10 protein-coding genes are annotated in these 15,626 nt (G+C 71.9%); 4 read left to right on the top strand and 6 right to left on the bottom strand.

The annotated features are described in order from the left end of the window. Positions 1-7 precede the first annotated feature (7 nt). Complete coding sequence (locus OG883_RS09365) at positions 8-1,750, bottom strand: pyruvate dehydrogenase (RefSeq protein ID WP_266537565.1); 1,743 nt, start codon at positions 1,748-1,750, stop codon at positions 8-10. A gap of 27 nt (positions 1,751-1,777) precedes the next feature. Continuing rightward, positions 1,778-3,532: a protein phosphatase 2C domain-containing protein gene (locus OG883_RS09360; RefSeq protein WP_266537562.1), complete on the bottom strand. Its 1,755-nt coding sequence runs from the start codon at positions 3,530-3,532 to the stop codon at positions 1,778-1,780. Positions 3,533-3,757: 225 nt separating this feature from the next. Between OG883_RS09360 and OG883_RS09355 the strand changes: the two genes are divergently transcribed. The 3 genes from OG883_RS09355 (at position 3,758) to OG883_RS09345 (ending at position 5,768) form a co-directional block, all read left to right on the top strand. Further along, positions 3,758-4,753: a helix-turn-helix domain-containing protein gene (locus OG883_RS09355; protein ID WP_266541371.1), complete on the top strand. Its 996-nt coding sequence runs from the start codon at positions 3,758-3,760 to the stop codon at positions 4,751-4,753. 40 nt (positions 4,754-4,793) lie between these two features. After that, complete coding sequence (locus tag OG883_RS09350) at positions 4,794-5,276, top strand: DUF456 domain-containing protein (protein ID WP_266537560.1); 483 nt, start codon at positions 4,794-4,796, stop codon at positions 5,274-5,276. Positions 5,277-5,402: 126 nt separating this feature from the next. Continuing rightward, on the top strand, positions 5,403-5,768 hold the full coding sequence (locus OG883_RS09345) for a PPOX class F420-dependent oxidoreductase (RefSeq protein ID WP_266537557.1): 366 nt from the start codon (positions 5,403-5,405) through the stop codon (positions 5,766-5,768). A gap of 267 nt (positions 5,769-6,035) precedes the next feature. Here the strand turns inward: OG883_RS09345 and rsgA are convergent, their stop codons facing one another. After that, a complete protein-coding gene (gene rsgA / locus OG883_RS09340; RefSeq protein ID WP_266537554.1) occupies positions 6,036-7,199 on the bottom strand; it encodes a ribosome small subunit-dependent GTPase A in 1,164 nt (387 codons plus the stop codon). A gap of 479 nt (positions 7,200-7,678) precedes the next feature. Between rsgA and OG883_RS09335 the strand changes: the two genes are divergently transcribed. Continuing rightward, the gene (locus OG883_RS09335) at positions 7,679-8,104 is read left to right on the top strand and encodes a thioesterase family protein (RefSeq protein ID WP_266537552.1); all 426 of its coding nucleotides are present in this window, start codon (positions 7,679-7,681) and stop codon (positions 8,102-8,104) included. Between the two features lie 177 nt (positions 8,105-8,281). Here the strand turns inward: OG883_RS09335 and OG883_RS09330 are convergent, their stop codons facing one another. Genes OG883_RS09330 through OG883_RS09320 form a run of 3 tightly spaced genes read right to left on the bottom strand, consistent with a single transcriptional unit; the run spans position 8,282 to position 15,578 of the window. Further along, on the bottom strand, positions 8,282-11,908 hold the full coding sequence (locus OG883_RS09330) for a hypothetical protein (protein ID WP_266537549.1): 3,627 nt from the start codon (positions 11,906-11,908) through the stop codon (positions 8,282-8,284). Further along, entirely contained in the window at positions 11,905-13,701 is a 1,797-nt protein-coding gene (locus tag OG883_RS09325; protein WP_266537547.1) for a TIR domain-containing protein, read from the bottom strand. Before OG883_RS09325 ends, OG883_RS09330 begins: the two co-directional genes overlap by 4 nt. Next, complete coding sequence (locus OG883_RS09320; protein ID WP_266537545.1) at positions 13,698-15,578, bottom strand: hypothetical protein; 1,881 nt, start codon at positions 15,576-15,578, stop codon at positions 13,698-13,700. The genes OG883_RS09325 and OG883_RS09320 overlap by 4 nt, the downstream gene beginning before the upstream one ends. Positions 15,579-15,626 lie beyond the last annotated feature (48 nt).

The raw sequence follows: 15,626 nt of genomic DNA, 5'->3' as shown, positions 1-15,626 counted from the left end.
CCCCGCCTCAGGGCCGCGGCACGTTCCGCAGATTGGAGCGGGCCATCTGGACCATACGGCCGACCCCGCCGTCCAGCACGATCTTGCTGGCGGAGAGCGCGAAGCCGGTCACCATCTCGGCGCTGATCTTCGGCGGGATGGAGAGCGCGTGGGGATCGGTGACGATGTCCACCAGGGCGGGGCCCTTGTGCTTGAAGGCGTCCTTGAGCGCGCCCGCGAGCTGCTTGGGCTTCTCCACCCGTACGCCGTACGCGCCCGCCGCCCGGGCGATCGCCGCGAAGTCCGGGTTGCGGTTGGTGGTGCCGTACGAGGGAAGTCCGGCGACCAGCATCTCCAACTCCACCATGGACAGTGAGGAGTTGTTGAACAGGACGATCTTCACCGGCAGGTCGTACTGGACGAGGGTGAGGAAGTCGCCCATCAGCATGGTGAAGCCGCCGTCGCCCGACATCGAGACGACCTGGCGGTTCCGGTCGACGAACTGCGCGCCGATCGCCTGGGGCAGGGCGTTCGCCATCGAGCCGTGACTGAACGAGCCGATGATCCGGCGCCGCCCGTTGGGCGAGAGATAGCGGGCCGCCCACACATTGCACATGCCCGTGTCCACAGTGAACACCGCGTCCTCGTCGGCGAGTTCGTCGAGGACCGAGGCGACATACTCGGGGTGGATCGGAATATGCTTCTCCACCTTGCGGGTGTACGCCTTGATCACGCCTTCCAGCGCGTCGGCGTGCTTCTTCAGCATCTTGTCGAGGAACCTGCGGTCCGACTTGGCGCGCACGCGCGGCGTCAGACAGCGCAGCGTCTCGCGTACATCGCCCCAGACGGCCAGGTCCAGCTTGGAGCGGCGGCCGAGGTGCTCGGGCCTGACGTCGACCTGGGCGATCTTGACGTCGTCGGGGAGGAAGGCGTTGTACGGGAAGTCCGTGCCCAGCAGGATCAGCAGATCGCACTCGTGGGTGGCCTCGTAGGCCGCGCCGTAGCCGAGCAGACCGCTCATGCCGACGTCGTACGGGTTGTCGTACTGGATCCACTCCTTGCCGCGCAGCGCGTGCCCGACCGGGGACTTGATGCGCTCGGCGAACTGCATGACCTCGGCGTGCGCGCCCGCGGTGCCGCTGCCGCAGAAGAGCGTGACCCGGTCCGCCTCGTCGATCATGCGTGCCAGCTTGTCGATCTCCGTGTCTCCCGGGCGTACGGAGGGGCGGGTGGTGACCAGGGCGTGCTCGATCGACTTCTCCGGGGCGGCGTGGGAGGCGATGTCACCCGGGAGAGTGACGACGCTGACGCCGCTTCGGCCGATCGCATGCTGGATCGCGGTCTGGAGGAGCCGCGGCATCTGCTGCGGGCTGGAGATCATCTCGCTGTAGTGGCTGCACTCGCGGAACAGCTGGTCGGGGTGGGTCTCCTGGAAGTAACCGAGGCCGATCTCGCCGGAGGGGATGTGCGAGGCGAGGGCGAGGACCGAGGCCATGGAGCGGTGGGCGTCGTACAGCCCGTTGATGAGGTGGAGGTTGCCGGGGCCGCAGGAGCCGGCGCAGGCGGCGAGCTTTCCGGTGATCTGGGCCTCGGCGCCGGCCGCGAAGGCGGCGGTCTCCTCGTGCCTGACCTGGATCCAGTCGATGGCGGAGGTGCGGCGGATGGCGTCGACGACGGGGTTGAGGCTGTCGCCGACGACTCCGTACAGCCGCTGGACGCCGGCCCGGACGAGGATGTCTACGAACTGTTCTGCCACGTTCTGCTTAGCCATGGATCCATCAACCCATGAGGGGCGGAGTTACGCCTCCCAGACTGCGACAGCCGTACGGTCATCGGCGTACCCCTTCACTCTCAGCTGGGTGTCCGTGAGGAACGTGGCCAGGCCCGGGGGTTCGGCGGGCGCCCAGCGCTCGGCGAGCTCCTCGGCGAGGGCCGGCTCACCGCGCAGCGGCTCGGCGAGTCCGCTGCTGCACAGCAGCAGGGTGTCGCCCGGGCGGGCCACGGAGGCACGGAAGCGGAAGGGGTCGGCGGGGGGTGGGGGTGGGGCCTCGATGTACGGGGACGGGGACGTCGCGATCCCCAGGTCCATGGTGAGCCGGTCGCCGTCGGGGGTCTCGGAGAGAGGTTCGGCGGGCATCCCGGCGAGGGGATGGGCAGGCGTCGGGGTGGGCGTCACGGCGGCCGTTCCGCCGGGCGCGGAGCCGTATCCCACGACGGGCTCTCCTGCCACCGAGGAAGGCTCCGGGACGCGGGGCTCGATGTCCTGCCAGGCGCCGTCGCGGAGGCGGAAGAGACCGCCGCCGCCGACGCCGAAGAACACGCGGGTGCGGCAGTCGGGGTCGGCCGAGAGCAGCAGACAGCGCAGGTTCGCGGTGTACTCCTCGGGCTCCACGCCGAGCTCGGCGGCACGGCCACGGAGCTTGCCGAAGGAGCGGTCGGTGAGACGCTGCAGCCCGGACTTGAGGTCACCGCGGCGACCTGCCCTTATGTCCTCGGCGAGCCGGGCGTGACTGCGGCCGACGGCCCCGCCGATCCACCGGCAGGCGTCGGCGGCGGCCAGATGCGCCGCTTCCGCGGCACGGGCGCCACTGGCGACGGCGACCAGGACGAGCGCGGCGTCCCCGTTGCCGAACCGGGCGGTGAGCAGGGCGTCGCGACGCGGCTCACCCCGGTAGCGCGCGGAGTCCCCGCGTACGGAGGCGGCGCGCAGGGTGTACGTGCCGTAACGCGCCCCGTCGAGCACGGTGTCGGCGACGAGCTCGTCCAACTCCTGCGGCCGGACGGCGGGGAGCGCGGTGGGCTCGGCGTCGTAGGTGGGCGGGCCGCCCCCGACGTATCCGGCGTCGGGGCGGGGGAGCGTCGGAGCGGGGTCGCTGTCGGGGGTGGGGGTGGGGGTGGGGTCGCTGTCGGAGCTGGGCGCGGTCTCGGGCTGGGGCTGGGGCTGGGGCCCGGCGGTGGCGTGAGGCGTCGCGTCCGGCGCGGGGCCCGAACGGTCGGGTTCCTCGTCCGGCGCGCCGCGCGAAGGGATGGGCCGGGCGCCGCATCGCCGTGGGAGCTGCGTCGGCGGAACCGCGCCGAACCCACCGTCCGGGACCGGCACTCGCCCGGGTGGAGCCTTCGGCGTGCGTGGGGGGTCCGGGGCGGGCGGCAGCGGGGGTTCCCACGGGGCGCGTTGACGCGGAGGCGCCGGTGAGGGCGAGGGGGGTGCGGACGGCTGGGGCGACCCCCACCAGGCGCGCGGGCGCGCCCGGCCCGGAGCACCCGGGACCCGAGGGATGCGAGGGACCCGAGGGTCACCCGCCTCGGGCGGGCCGGGCGGGCCGGGCGGCTGCGGTGGCTCGGGCGGCTGGACCGGCGCAGGCGGCTCGGGCGGCTGGACCGGCGCAGGCGGCTCGGGCGGGTGCTGGGCGGCCACCGTGCCCACCGCCGAGTCGAAACGGTCGTCGAGCGTGTCGCCCGCCGTCACGGCGGGACCCGTGTCCGGGGCTGACTCGTCGTACAGCCGGTTCCACCATTCGTCCTCGGTGGAGGGCCTCTCCCCCTGCTGACTCATGCCCTTATTGTCCACCGCACGGGCCGTACGAAAACGAGGCATCCCGAAAAAGTCACCAAGGCGCGAAATGCACTGGTGCCGGGGGCGGTTGATGCTGCGGTGGCGCCACGTTGACCGAGGGAGGGGTGATGAAGGGATGATGTCGCGAGGCGGGTTTACGCCGTGGCCCGTTTCCGCCACAACGGCCGAAAGATGATGCGCACGTCCGGGGAGGGGTGGGGCCAGGTGCTGGGAGCAATAGGTCTCGACGAGAGGCAGGAGTCGGCGTACCGCGCGCTCGTCGCGCTCGGAGCGGCGGAGGTCACGGATCTGGCGCACCGGCTCGCCCTGCCCGAGACGGACACGGAACGCACGCTGCGGCGGCTGGAGCAGCAGGGTCTTGCCGCGCAGTCCTCGGCCGGCACCGGACGCTGGGTGGCGGCCCCGCCCGGCGTGGCACTGGGCGCGCTGCTGACGCAGCAGCGTCATGAGCTGAAGCAGGCGGAGCTGGCGGCGGCGCTGCTCGCGGAGGAGTACCGGGCGGAGGCCGCCGAGCTTGCCGTGCACGATCTGGTCGAGGTGGTGACGGGCGCGCGGGCCGTCGCGCACCGTTTCCTGCAGCTGCAGCTGGGGGCGACGTCCGAGGTCTGCGCCCTGGTCACCGGCAAGCCGATCGCGGTGACCGCGATGGACAACGACGAGGCGGAGGAGAAGGCGGCGACGCGCGGGGTGGCGTACCGCGTGGTGCTCGATCGCGAGGTGCTGTCGCTGCCCGCCGGGACCGTCGAGCTGACCTCGGCGCTGAGCCGTGGCGAGCAGGTCCGGGTGGTGGACCGGGTGCCGACCAAGCTCGTCGTCGCGGACCGCACCCTGGCGATGGTGCCCCTGACGGGGCGCGGGGCCGAGCCCGCGGCACTCGTCGTCCACGCGAGCGGACTGCTGGAGTCCCTGATGGGTCTGTTCGAGGCGGTGTGGCGGGAGGCGATGCCGTTGCGGCTCGGCGCGAGGGGCGGGATCTCGGAGGAGGCGGCGCCGGGGCCCGACGTCACCGATCTGGACATCCTTTCGCTGCTGCTCGCCGGAATGACGGACGCGTGCGTCGCCAAGCAGCTGGACCTGGGGCTGCGGACGGTGCAGCGCCGGGTGAAGGGGCTGATGGAACTGACGGGTGTGACGACCCGGCTGCAGCTCGGCTGGCAGGCGTACGCAAAGGGATGGGTGACGCGCGACCTGCGGGAATGATCCAACTGCGGGAATGATCCACATCCTGCACCCTTGGCAGATGGGCGTGTGGCAGCTCCTGATGGTGGGCCTGGTGATGCTGCTGGGTCTGCTCGGGGTGCTCGTTCCCGGTGTTCCGGGGCGGTGGCTGGTGTGGGCCGCGATGCTCTGGTGGTCGCTGCACGAGCAGACCGGTCTGGCCTGGGTGCTGCTGGTGGGCTCGACGGTGCTGCTGCTGGTCGATCAGGTGGTGGTGTGGCTGCTTCCGCCGCGCCGGATCCGGGGGGTGGGGATCACCCGGCGGATGGTGGTGTCCGCGGGCGCGGGAGCGGTTCTCGGCTTCATCCTGCTGCCGGTGGTGGGCGCCGTGCCCGGATTCATCGGGGGGATCTACGGCTCCGAGCGGCGGCGGCTCGGCGGGCACGGCCCGGCGGTGGCCTCGACCCGGGCGGTGATGCGGGCGGTGGGGACGAGTGTGCTGGTCGAGCTGTTCGCCTGTCTGCTGGTCGTGGGGGCTTGGCTGGGTGCGGTGATCTGGGGCTGACGCTCCGGCCGCGGCCCCGTCGCGGAGTCTCCCGGGCCGACCGGCCCGAATCGGCCCTAAGTCCTAGGACTCGTCCGGGTCCCGCAGCCGATGCGGCGGACGTGGTACGCGTGTGAGGCTGCCTCCATGACCGAATTCAGCGAGGCCGAGCGCGAGTACCTCACCTCCCAGCGCCTGGGACGGCTGGCGACCGTGGACCCGAAGGGCCAGCCACAGGCGAACCCGGTCGGCTTCTTCCCCCAGGACGACGGGACGATCCTGGTGGGCGGCTATGCCCTGGGCACGACGAAGAAGTGGCGCAACCTGCAGGCGAATCCCAAGGTGGCGCTGGTCGTGGACGACATCGTGAGCCACCGGCCGTGGAAGGTCCGCGGCATCGACATCCGCGGCGAGGCGGAACTGCTGACGGGTCCGCACGAGCTGGGTCCGCACTTCAGCGAGGAACTGATCCGCATCCACCCGAAGAAGATCCACAGCTGGGGCCTGGAGTAGGCCCGGAGCAACAGGAGGGGCCCGACGCCTCCTCCCGGGCCGTGAGCCCGGGACCCACCCTGCCCCGGGATCCACCCCCTCCCCGGGACCCGGCCGACCACGAGCGCGCCCGGGCCGGGCCCCGGCTCACGGGACTCACGGGCACGGCACCCGCGGCCCGGACGACCGCCGCAGCCCGTCCCGACGCGGGCGGCCCGGGCCGCCCGCGTCGGGACGCTCCCGGCCGAAGGGGCCCGCCCCCTCGGCCGGGAGCGCCGTCACCCCCCGTCAGCGGACCCGGCCGCGTTTCGCCTGCAGGGCCGCGCGGCCCTCCGCGCCCTTCTGCTTCCAGTCTCGCCGGATTTCCGCCCGCAGCCGTGCGTCCGTCTTCGCGACGATGCGCTGGTTCTCGCGCAGCAGCTTGCGGTAGCTCTCCAGCCGGCGCTCCGGCAGCGAACCGTCCTCGATCGCGGCCAGCACCGCGCAGCCCGGCTCCGCACCGTGTCCGCAGTCGTGGAAACGGCACTGTGCGGCGAGTTCCTCGATTTCCGAGAAGACCTGGCCCACACCGGTCTCGGCGTCCCAGAGGCCGACGCCCCGCAGGCCGGGGGTGTCGATCAGGACGCCCCCGCCCGGCAGGACGAGAAGGTTGCGGGTCGTCGTGGTGTGCCGGCCCTTGCCATCGACGTCACGGATGGTCTGCACATCCATCACGTCCTCCCCGAGCAGCGCGTTGGCGAGGGTCGACTTGCCCGCACCGGAGACACCGAGCAGCACACTCGTCCCGCCGGAGACGATCGCGGCGAGTACCTCGATGCCCTCACCCGTCTCCGAGCTGACCGGCAGCACCTGCACTCCGGGCGCGGTCGTCTCCACGTCCTGGACGAGGTACGAGAGTCCGATCGGATCCGGCACCAGGTCGGCCTTGGTGAGCACGACGAGCGGCTGCGCGCCGCTCTCCCAGGAGGATGCCGGCCTGTGCAGCAGCGCATCCCCGCTCGAGCTGGACATCGCGAGGGCGAGGAACCGCTCGATCCGCCCGAGATCGAGTTCGACCGCGAGGGACACACAGATGACGATGTGATCGATGTTGGTGGCCAGCACCTGGCCTTCGGACCGCTGGGACGAGGTCGACCGCACGAAGGCGGCGCGTCGAGGCAGCAACGTCCGCACATACCGCGGATCGCCGGCCGGATCGACAGCAACCCAGTCCCCCGTGCACACGACCTTCATCGGATCGCGCGGGACAACGAATTCGGTATCGGCCCGCACGGTGCCGTCCGGGGTGACGACATCGCACTGGCCACGGTCGACCCGTATGACACGGCCGGGCACCAGCCCCTGCTCGGCGTACGGAGCGAACTCGGCAGCCCAGCCTTCGTCCCAGCCGTAGGAGGCGAGGGCATGCTGGGCATCAGAAGTGGAAGGGGTGTTGAGCGAAGCGTGGAACAAGGGAAACCCTTCGAAGGGTGGCCCCGGCGGCGCGCTCGGCGCGCGGAAGGTGTGTGGGTGTCAGCCGGAGACCACAGGGGTGGAAACGATGATGAACTCCTGAATGCGGGCAGCGCCCGTCACCGTGACAGTCATCAATGTCCTCACCTCCTGTTTCCTCAACGAACCAACGTGTTCTTCCGGGAGCGACACATCACCGCGTCCCGGACCGGTGGAACCATAACCCCGCCCCGGGACGCGACGCCACCCGTTTATTCGGACGCCGCCTCAGCCCCACCCTCCCCTTGGCCGAGCGGGCCGTCGCGCATCTGGTCGGGGCTGACGAATGGCCAGATCGCCCTGGCGGACAGAGCTTTCACCGCATGCCAAGCGCTGTCACCCACGAGCAGTGATCCGGAATCTCGAAATCAACCCACTGGTGGAAGTAGCCCGTTACCTTGCTCAGGGCGCTCGATGGGTGCCCTGTTGAAAGGATTGAAATGGCAGACCTGTTTACCGTGAGGGTTACCGTCCGCGGCTACGAGACCGATACACAGGGCCACCTCAATGGAAATGTGTATCTGCAGCATGCGGAGCACGCACGCTGGGAGTTGCTGCGGGCAGCCGGAATCGAGCAGAACGCACTGGTGGCGAAGGGCGTCGGCCCGGTCAGTCTGGAGAGCACGATCCGGTACCACCGCGAGGTGGTCGCGGGTGACGACGTCGACATCACCTGCGCGTTCATCTTCGGCGAGGGCAAGTCGTTCCGGGTGGAGCAGACGTTCCACCGTACGGACGACAACACTCTCGTGGCCGAGGTCTTCAACGTCGGCGGTCTGCTCGACCTGAAGGCACGCAAGCTGGTCGCCAACCCGCGCGAGTACTTCCGTGCTGTGGCCTCCGACCCTGGCGTGTTCGGCCTCTGACACGGTTCCACCGGGCCGCTGTCGCACCGGCGCGGAAGAGCAACAAGAGGTCAGCCGGAGACCACAGGGTGGAAACGATCACGAACTCCACCCCCGCCCCGGGACGCGGCACCAGCAGCTTGTCGCGGACGCCTGGGCCTCGCGACGCCGCGGTCACCGTCGGAACACAACTGTCCGTCACAGGTCATCAGGGCGTACGTCTTTGAGGATCCGCCGGATCTGCTCGCGCCGTTCCTCGTCGGTGAGCGTCCCGGGAGCCGCCTCGGCGGATTCCGGGCCGAGGAGTGCCAGGCAGTGCCCCGCGCACTCCTTGCGGATCTCGGCGAGCTCCTCGCCCAATTCCCGGCGCCGTCGGCCCGCAGCGCCCCGGATCCGCTCGCGGATCTCCCAGGCCTGCCGGTACAGCGCGCAGGCAAGGTGGTAGCGGGCCTCCGCGTTGCCGGGGTCCTGCAGGCACAGCTCTCGCAGCTCGCCCGCGAGCGCGGCGGTCTGCGCCCCGTCCGGGCGGTCCTGGTAGCGGGCCAGGGTCGCCGACACGACCAGCCGACGGCGGTTCCCGACGGTCTCGGGATCCGTCCACCGGGCGAAGTCCTCGGCGATGCGCCCCGCGGCGGGAGTGTCCTCGCCGGAGTTGATCCAGCTCTGGTAGGCCCGGGTGAGCAGATGGCGGAGCTGCTCGTCGTCGGGACCGCTCTCCAACAGCGTCCGCACCTGTGTCACGGCCACCGCGAACCGTCCGCGGGCGATGTCGAGTCGGACGAAGGACACCGCGAGCCGGTCCCGTCCCAGCGGACCGAACGCCTCGTCCCTGGCAGTGGCCAGCACCTCCAGGGCCTCGTCGTGCCGGTCGAGGCTGCTCAGGAGCGCGGCCAGGGCGCGGGCGGGGCCGGTGGCCCCGGGCAGTCGTTTCACCCAGCGCTCCAATCCGGTCACGGCGGCCGCGACGATGCCGCGCTCCCGGTCGTCGGTGGGGGCACCCGAGGACCCCAGGATCGCGAACGCCGACCTCGCGGACGACTGGTAGAGCCGCGTGGGGTCGTCGAGGCGATCGGCGTACTCCTCGGGAATCGCGTCGCTGTTGCGTCCCCAGGAGCGGCCGATGCGCCGGAACCGGTCGGGGAAGTCGTGCGTGGCGGCGCCGGACGCGCTCTCCTCGGACGCCTCGAAGATCTGCCCCAGCGCGAATCGACAGGCGAGTTCGGAGAGTTGGTTGTGCCGTTCGACGAACTTCTTGGGGTCGCCCGGGGTCCCCAGCTGCTGGGCGCTGCGCAGCACTGCCTCGTCCGCCGCGTCCAGGGGCAGCTCGTCGATGAGGCGCAGATTCCGGATCACGTCGCCGGAGTACTCGGTGAGCGGCCAGTCCGCGTCCGCTCCCATGACGCCCTTGGCGATCCGCAGCTTCCACAGGATCCGCCCGCGCGCCCAGTCCATGTGCGCCTGTTCCTCGGCCTCGTCGCCCGGCCTGCGGGTGCGCCCGTTCGTCTCGGAGGCTTCGCGGTGCGCCTCGTCGACGGCCTGGCGGCACAGCTTCTCGAAGGGGTCCCGCACCCTGGCCGGGAGCGCCCGTACGGCTGCTTCGACCGCGGTCGTGCGACGGTCCCGCGCGGCGGCCAGCTCCGCTTCCCCGACGGAGCGGCCGACGCCGAGAAGCAGAGTCGGGCTGCGGTGCGAGAGTGTGTGGTTGAGCTCTTCCAGCCGTAGGTGGGCGACGGTGATCGCGACCTTGCCGGTGCCGGCCAGGACGGGGGCGATCTGCCGCACGTCCCCGTCCAGCTCGGCGCCGGGCGCGGAGCGCGCGTACAGCGCGGCCGTGCCGAAGGAACCGGCCAGCACGCCGTGCAGCTCGGCGCGGTCGGCGGCGCCGCGGCGGATGTCCCCGGCCAGCATGTCCCGCAGGTACAGCGCTTCGAGATAGCGGCTCCACGCCTGCGCGGCCGGGCCCAGGTCCCCCGCCGAGGTGTGCGCCACCGCGAGGTTCCGCAGCACTCCGGGATGCAGGGGGTCGTCGGTGAGCATGCCGCTCCAGCGCCGTCGCGCGGCTGTCGTCCGGCCCAGCCGGAGTTCGGCCTCCGCCTGGTGTCCGCCGAGATAGGCGCGCAGCAGGGTGACGGCCTCCCCGTTCCTCAGCCGCGCAGGATAGGCGTCCAGCGTCTGCCAGGCTTCGGCGAAGTTGTCGTCGAGCCGGCGTTCGGCGGCGTCGAGGGCGTGGGCCACCCGCTCGCGTGCGCCGGCATCGGCGGGCGGCGGCGGGGAAGAGGGGCGCTGACCGGTTGCCGCCGGGCCGTCGGCCGGAGCCGCCGAGGGCCGTTGCGCCTCCAGGTCGGACAGCCGCTCCTCGAGAGCCAGCGCGTGCTCCGAGGGCGCGGGTGCGGCCGACCCGAACTCCTTCTGCCGCGCCGCCAGATTCCGGCCGACCTTCCTGTCCAGGACCTTCCGCACACTGCCCGGAGACTTCTGGAACCGCGCCTCGCACTCCTCCACCCGCTGACGAAAGTCCTCGAACGCCATGACCAGACCGGTCGGCTCGGCGTCCTTGAACCGCTGGAGAGCCTCCAACCAGGACTTCCGCGAGGTCTCCAGACGGTCCACCATCTCCGTCAGGACGTCCTTGTCCCCCGAAATCCGACGGAAGTCGGCCTCGTCACCCACCGTGGTCCTGCCCAGGAGTTTGGCGTGGGCCAGTGCGTGGTCCACCACGCCGGTCAGCCGGGCGGCCACCTCCTCGAACATCACCAGCCGCTCGTCGGGGCCCGTGGCCTCCGGCTCGGCGGGCCCCGACGGGTTCGGGACGTCCGCCATCGGCTCGGGAGGTCCGGCGCCGAGCGCGTTCCACGCCGACTGCAGGGCCTTCTCGTGCCTGGCCGGGTCGCCGTCGGTGAATTCCCTGGCGGCCGCGTGGGCGCCCAGGTCCGGGAACCGGAGCGGGCGCCAGAACAGTCGCCGCCGGTGGAGCAGCGCGACGAGCAGGTCGGGGAGGGAGCGGTCGGCCAGACAGGCCGCGAGCCGGTCCGGGAGTTCGCCACGATCGGTCTCGAGGAGGTCGCAGACCAGGTCCAGCATGCGGGTCGCCGGGCCGTCGTCGGGCGGCAGTCTCTTCGCCAGCCTGCGCACGGTCGCGGTCGGGTAGCCGTACACCATCCACTGCACGGCCAGGACGGTGAACGCGGCACACCCGCCCCGGCGGCGGCCCGCCAGCTCGGCAACGCCCTCCAGTTCGGCGGCGAGTACGTCCCTGGTCCGCTCGGCCGTCGTGCCGTGCAGCCGGCCGTCGGCCGCCATGTCGTGGATTCCCGTCCACCGGCATTCCCCGGGCCGCAGCAGCGGCAGCGTGGGCTCGGCGGCCTCCGGGTCGAAGTCGTCGCGGCCCGCACGGACCGTGCCGGCGATCGCCTCGGCCCGGGCGCGATCCTCCCCGGTGTAGTCGGGGGTGTCCTTCCGATGCTCGTGGAGTCCCCTGTACGCGAGGCTCAGATGGGCCCAGATACGGTGGTTGACGGGAGACAGGGCGGCGGCTGCCGTCAGCCAGCGGACGGCCGCTTCCGGTCGGCCGTGCCGCAGGTAGAGCAGCCCGACGTGGTACGGGTGCTTGGGGTTCGAGCCGTCCAGCCGGTGGGCGCGGGCCAGCAGGCGCAGCGCGGTCGGCGGGTCGGTGCCGGGATGTACTCCGATCCGGAAGAACCCTTCGACCACGGCGTCCAGCTGTCCCTGGGTGAGCCGCTCCCCCTCTTCGAGGCGCGACCACAGGTGCCCGACCATGCGCCACAGCACATCGGGCCGGTTCTCCAGCGCCCTGCGGGATGTCATGCGGGCTTCCCCTCCCCCGGATCCGTGATGCCTCTCCCCGGACCCGGGCTCCCGTCGGCGTCCGACGGCGCCACACCGCCGCCCAGCTTCTCGGGCGGCAGGATCAGCAGCCGTTCCCCGTCCGACACCGCTGCCCGGCGCCCGTCGGGGGAGACGGCCATCGGGTGCTCGCAGACATAGGTGGTGCGGCCGTCGCGCACCAGCGCGTGGGAGCCGTCGGGATACTCCAGGACCAGCAGGCGCCCGCCCCGGCCCGAGCCCACGGGCCGGGCGCCGGGCACCGTGTGGAAGCCGACGCGCACCGCCAACTCGGCATCGAAACAGACGCCTTGGCCCTCCGCGTCGACGATCGCGGTCAGCTCGCCGTCCGGGAGCGTCCCGGTGATCCCGGTCACGGGCTGGGGGACCTGAAGCAGCTGTCCCTTGGCCAGGTCCCACCGGTGGACCCGGTGTTCACCGAAGATCAGTGCGTAGTCCCGCACGTGCGTGATGGCGAGAAGCAGCGGTTCCAGAGTGTGCTCCGCCCTGGCCCTGCCCAGCACGTAGTGGGTGAGCTTCCCGCCGAGGTCGCCCACCAGCAGCCCGGTGTTGCCGGCCACCAACACCTGGACCCCAGCCCGGTGTTCCAGCACCAGCTCCGGCTCCTCGGCGTCGAGGGAGAGGGACCACACGGACCCTCCCCACATGCCGATGTGCAGCACGTCCCCGTCGAACGCCAGCGCGCCCGGCACGTTGAACCGCGCACCGTGCGGCGCCGGCAGGTCCACGACCCGCATCGTCCCGTCCGGGGCTGCGAGGACCACCCGCCCCGACCAGTCGGCGACGGCCAGACAGCGCTCCCCGCGCGCCCACAGCCGGGGCCGCTCCCTGAGCTCCGCGGTGCCGGCGGCCTCGTACGCCGCCGTGTGGATCGTCAGCTTCCGCCCGTCACGCACGGCCAGGGCCCGGCCGTCGGGGAAGAAGACCGGGCGCCCGAGCGCGGCAAGGACAGGACGGTCGCCGTCGTCCCAGGACGGCTGCTCGGCGGGCGCCCGCACCGCAAACGGCGGGGTCACGGCCGGTTCGCAGCCGGGGGCGGTGGCGACGAGCCGCACCTCGGCCGTGGCCGTCCGGAACGCCAGGTCGCCGAAAACGGCCGGGTTCCGGGTGACCGGCGCGGTGAGCGTGCCGGTCAGCCCGGCGACGGGCGGGTCGGCGGCGAGGGTGACCGTCGCCCCGGACGGCCACCGGGGCGCGCTCCCCTGCGCCGAGCCGCTCACGCTCAGGGCGGGCAGCGTGTGGCCGGCCACCACATCGGTGACCGGGGTGTCGAACCGTAGGACGGGGCGCGCCCCGGCGGGGCGCAGCCCGACGGACTCGCGCACCTCCTCGATCCAGTGCGGCTTGTACGTCGGGATCCAGTTGATCCGGTTGACGATGTACGGAACCTTCTTGGCGGCCTCCGGGTCGATGAGCACCGGGATGAGCCGGCCGCCCTCCGGCGGGTTCAGCTTGTACGCCTCGTGCAGCTCCCACTGGCAGACGTCCTTGTCGAAGTACGTCTGCGAATAGAGCGCCACGACATGGCGACTGCGGGGGAGGGCTTCCTCGAGGAAGCTCTGCCAGTCCGCCCCCACGGGCGTGCCGGTGCGTGACACGTCGAGGTAGATCCTCGGCGTCCCGCCGCGGGCGGTCACGCACTCGCTCAGAGCATCGTGCAGGCTCTTGGCCTGGATGAAGTCCTCGCGGGCGTAACTGATGAACACGTCCCACTGCTCGGCCGCGGACGCGGTCGCCGCTCCGTCCGTCGTCATCGCAGCGTCCTCGCGATCGTGCCGATCAACTCGTCGAGCAGCGACCGGTCCCGGGCGTCCAAGGTGCCCTTGGCACTGCGGCTCAGCTGCCGTGCCTCGTTGAGGATCGCGGTCAGCGTGCCGCGCACCTCGGACGGAGCCGCGCGCAGCCGCGCAAGAGGTTCGGACTGTCGTTCGGCCAGCTGATTGAAGCGCCGTACGAGATCGGACACCCGCACAGCCGCCGTCACTCGGTCGAGTTCCGTGCGGCGGAGGGTCACGAGTGCCGCCAGCTCGTCGAGCTGATTCCCCGGGCCGCCCTTATCGGCGCGGCGGCGGGTGTTCTTGATCTCCGCCGCCAGGCCGTCGAGCGAACGGGCGAGCCGGTCCGCCGCCGACGCGTCCGATACTCCGCCCTTGGCCGTGGACATGATGCCCTCGTACTTCTCGTACAGGCGGTGCACGGCCATGGCGTCGGTGACCTCCGCGAGCCGCTGCCCGATCGCCTCCCCGAGCTCCCGGACGACCTGAGCTCCCCGTTCGGTCCGGGCCGCCTCGCGCAGCGCGGGGAGCCCGCGTTCCAGCACGGCCATCCGCTTGCGCAGTGCCTCCAGCCGGTCGGCGGACACCTCGCCCCGTACGGATTCCATGGCGGCGACGTACTCGTCCAGCGCGGGGTTGATCACCGCGGCCTCCTGCCAGCCCCTGATCGCCTCCAGCAGCTGGTCGGCCTGGGCGATGGCGGGGTCCCGCCGGGCGATCTCGGCGCAGGCCGCGGCGCGGTCGGGCTCGCGGCCCAGTCGGTAGAGGCAGGCCGCGTAGAGGAAGTTGAGCCAGGGGAAGTCCGGCACCAGGGACAGCACATGGGCCAGCAGCCGCTCCGCCTCGTCGGCGCGACCGGTCTGCATCAGCACGGCGGCATGCTGCCCGTCGGATTCGGCGATCAGCGAGTAGAGGTCCTCGGTGCGATCGGCGGGCAGACGCGGCGCGGGCGGCGTCAGGGACGGGTGGTCGACCAGGAGGGCGAGATAGGCGTCGAAGTCGTCAAGGACCATGTTCGCGCGCCATCGGGGGTCCATGCGGAACAGCTCGCCGCGGGCGCGGTGCAGGTCACCGGCCTTGAACGCGGTGACGGCCGGCGCGGCGACCGGCGCCAGGAGCGCGAGCCGCAGCCTGCGCGCCAGCGCAGCGACCTGCTCCTGATCGACATCGGCCTCGGCGGCGCCACGGGTGGCCGTGTCGAGGGCCTCTTCCAGATCACCGCCCCGCGACTGGCCGAGGGCGAGGAGGTAGGACAGTGTGCCCTCTTCCGGGGCCAGCTCCAGGAACGCCTCCACGCGGGCCAACGCACCCAGGGGATCGGACCTGGCCGTCCCGGTGTACGCGGTGACCTCAAGCGGGGTGAGACGGCGGCGCAGTTCGCGGCGGAGGTCACTGATCCGCTCGCGCAGGTCGGCTTCCACCGGCTCGTCGCGCAGGGGGCGCAGGATCCGCAGTGCCTTCAGGTGGTGCTGCCCGCCCAGGTGGTACAGACAGTACGCGCGCAGATAGCGGGCCTCCTGGTGCTCGGGGGCCGGCCGCAGATACTCCTCCAGCTGCTCCAGCGCCACGTCGTGCCGGCCGTCGCGGGCGTTCGCCCGGGCGTCCGCCAGCAGTTCCTCCCCGTCGGAGCCCAGATCGAGCGACATCTCGACCAGCGAATCGGCGGGCGGTGCCAGGACCAGCGCGGTCTGCGAGGCGGCCTTGGCGGCGTGTTCGCGGGCGATCTCCTCCAGGCGCCGGTCGTGTTCGGCGACGTCGTCGTGCCCCCTGACCTCCGTGAACTCGAAGGCGGGCATCTGCAGCGCCTGTACGGGGCGGATCTCCTGGAATGCGTGGTCACGGCCGGTGCCGGTCACGGGTGCCCCTTCCGGTGACAGAGGGAAAGACGGCGGGGAGGTCGGGGA

The sequence above is a fragment of the Streptomyces sp. NBC_01142 genome (assembly GCF_026341125.1).
GTDB lineage: Bacteria > Actinomycetota > Actinomycetes > Streptomycetales > Streptomycetaceae > Streptomyces.
This window is presented reverse-complemented; position numbering and strand designations above follow the sequence as displayed.

What these genes read in the sequence shown, in the direction of transcription:
- OG883_RS09365 (WP_266537565.1), bottom strand. Translation starts at nt 1,750, where the DNA reads ATGGCTAAGCAGAACGTGGCAGAACAGTTCGTAGACATCCTCGTCCGG.
- OG883_RS09360 (WP_266537562.1), bottom strand. Translation starts at nt 3,532, where the DNA reads ATGAGTCAGCAGGGGGAGAGGCCCTCCACCGAGGACGAATGGTGGAAC.
- OG883_RS09350 (WP_266537560.1), top strand. Translation starts at nt 4,794, where the DNA reads ATGGGCGTGTGGCAGCTCCTGATGGTGGGCCTGGTGATGCTGCTGGGT.
- OG883_RS09345 (WP_266537557.1), top strand. Translation starts at nt 5,403, where the DNA reads ATGACCGAATTCAGCGAGGCCGAGCGCGAGTACCTCACCTCCCAGCGC.
- OG883_RS09335 (WP_266537552.1), top strand. Translation starts at nt 7,679, where the DNA reads ATGGCAGACCTGTTTACCGTGAGGGTTACCGTCCGCGGCTACGAGACC.
- OG883_RS09330 (WP_266537549.1), bottom strand. Translation starts at nt 11,908, where the DNA reads ATGACATCCCGCAGGGCGCTGGAGAACCGGCCCGATGTGCTGTGGCGC.
- OG883_RS09325 (WP_266537547.1), bottom strand. Translation starts at nt 13,701, where the DNA reads ATGACGACGGACGGAGCGGCGACCGCGTCCGCGGCCGAGCAGTGGGAC.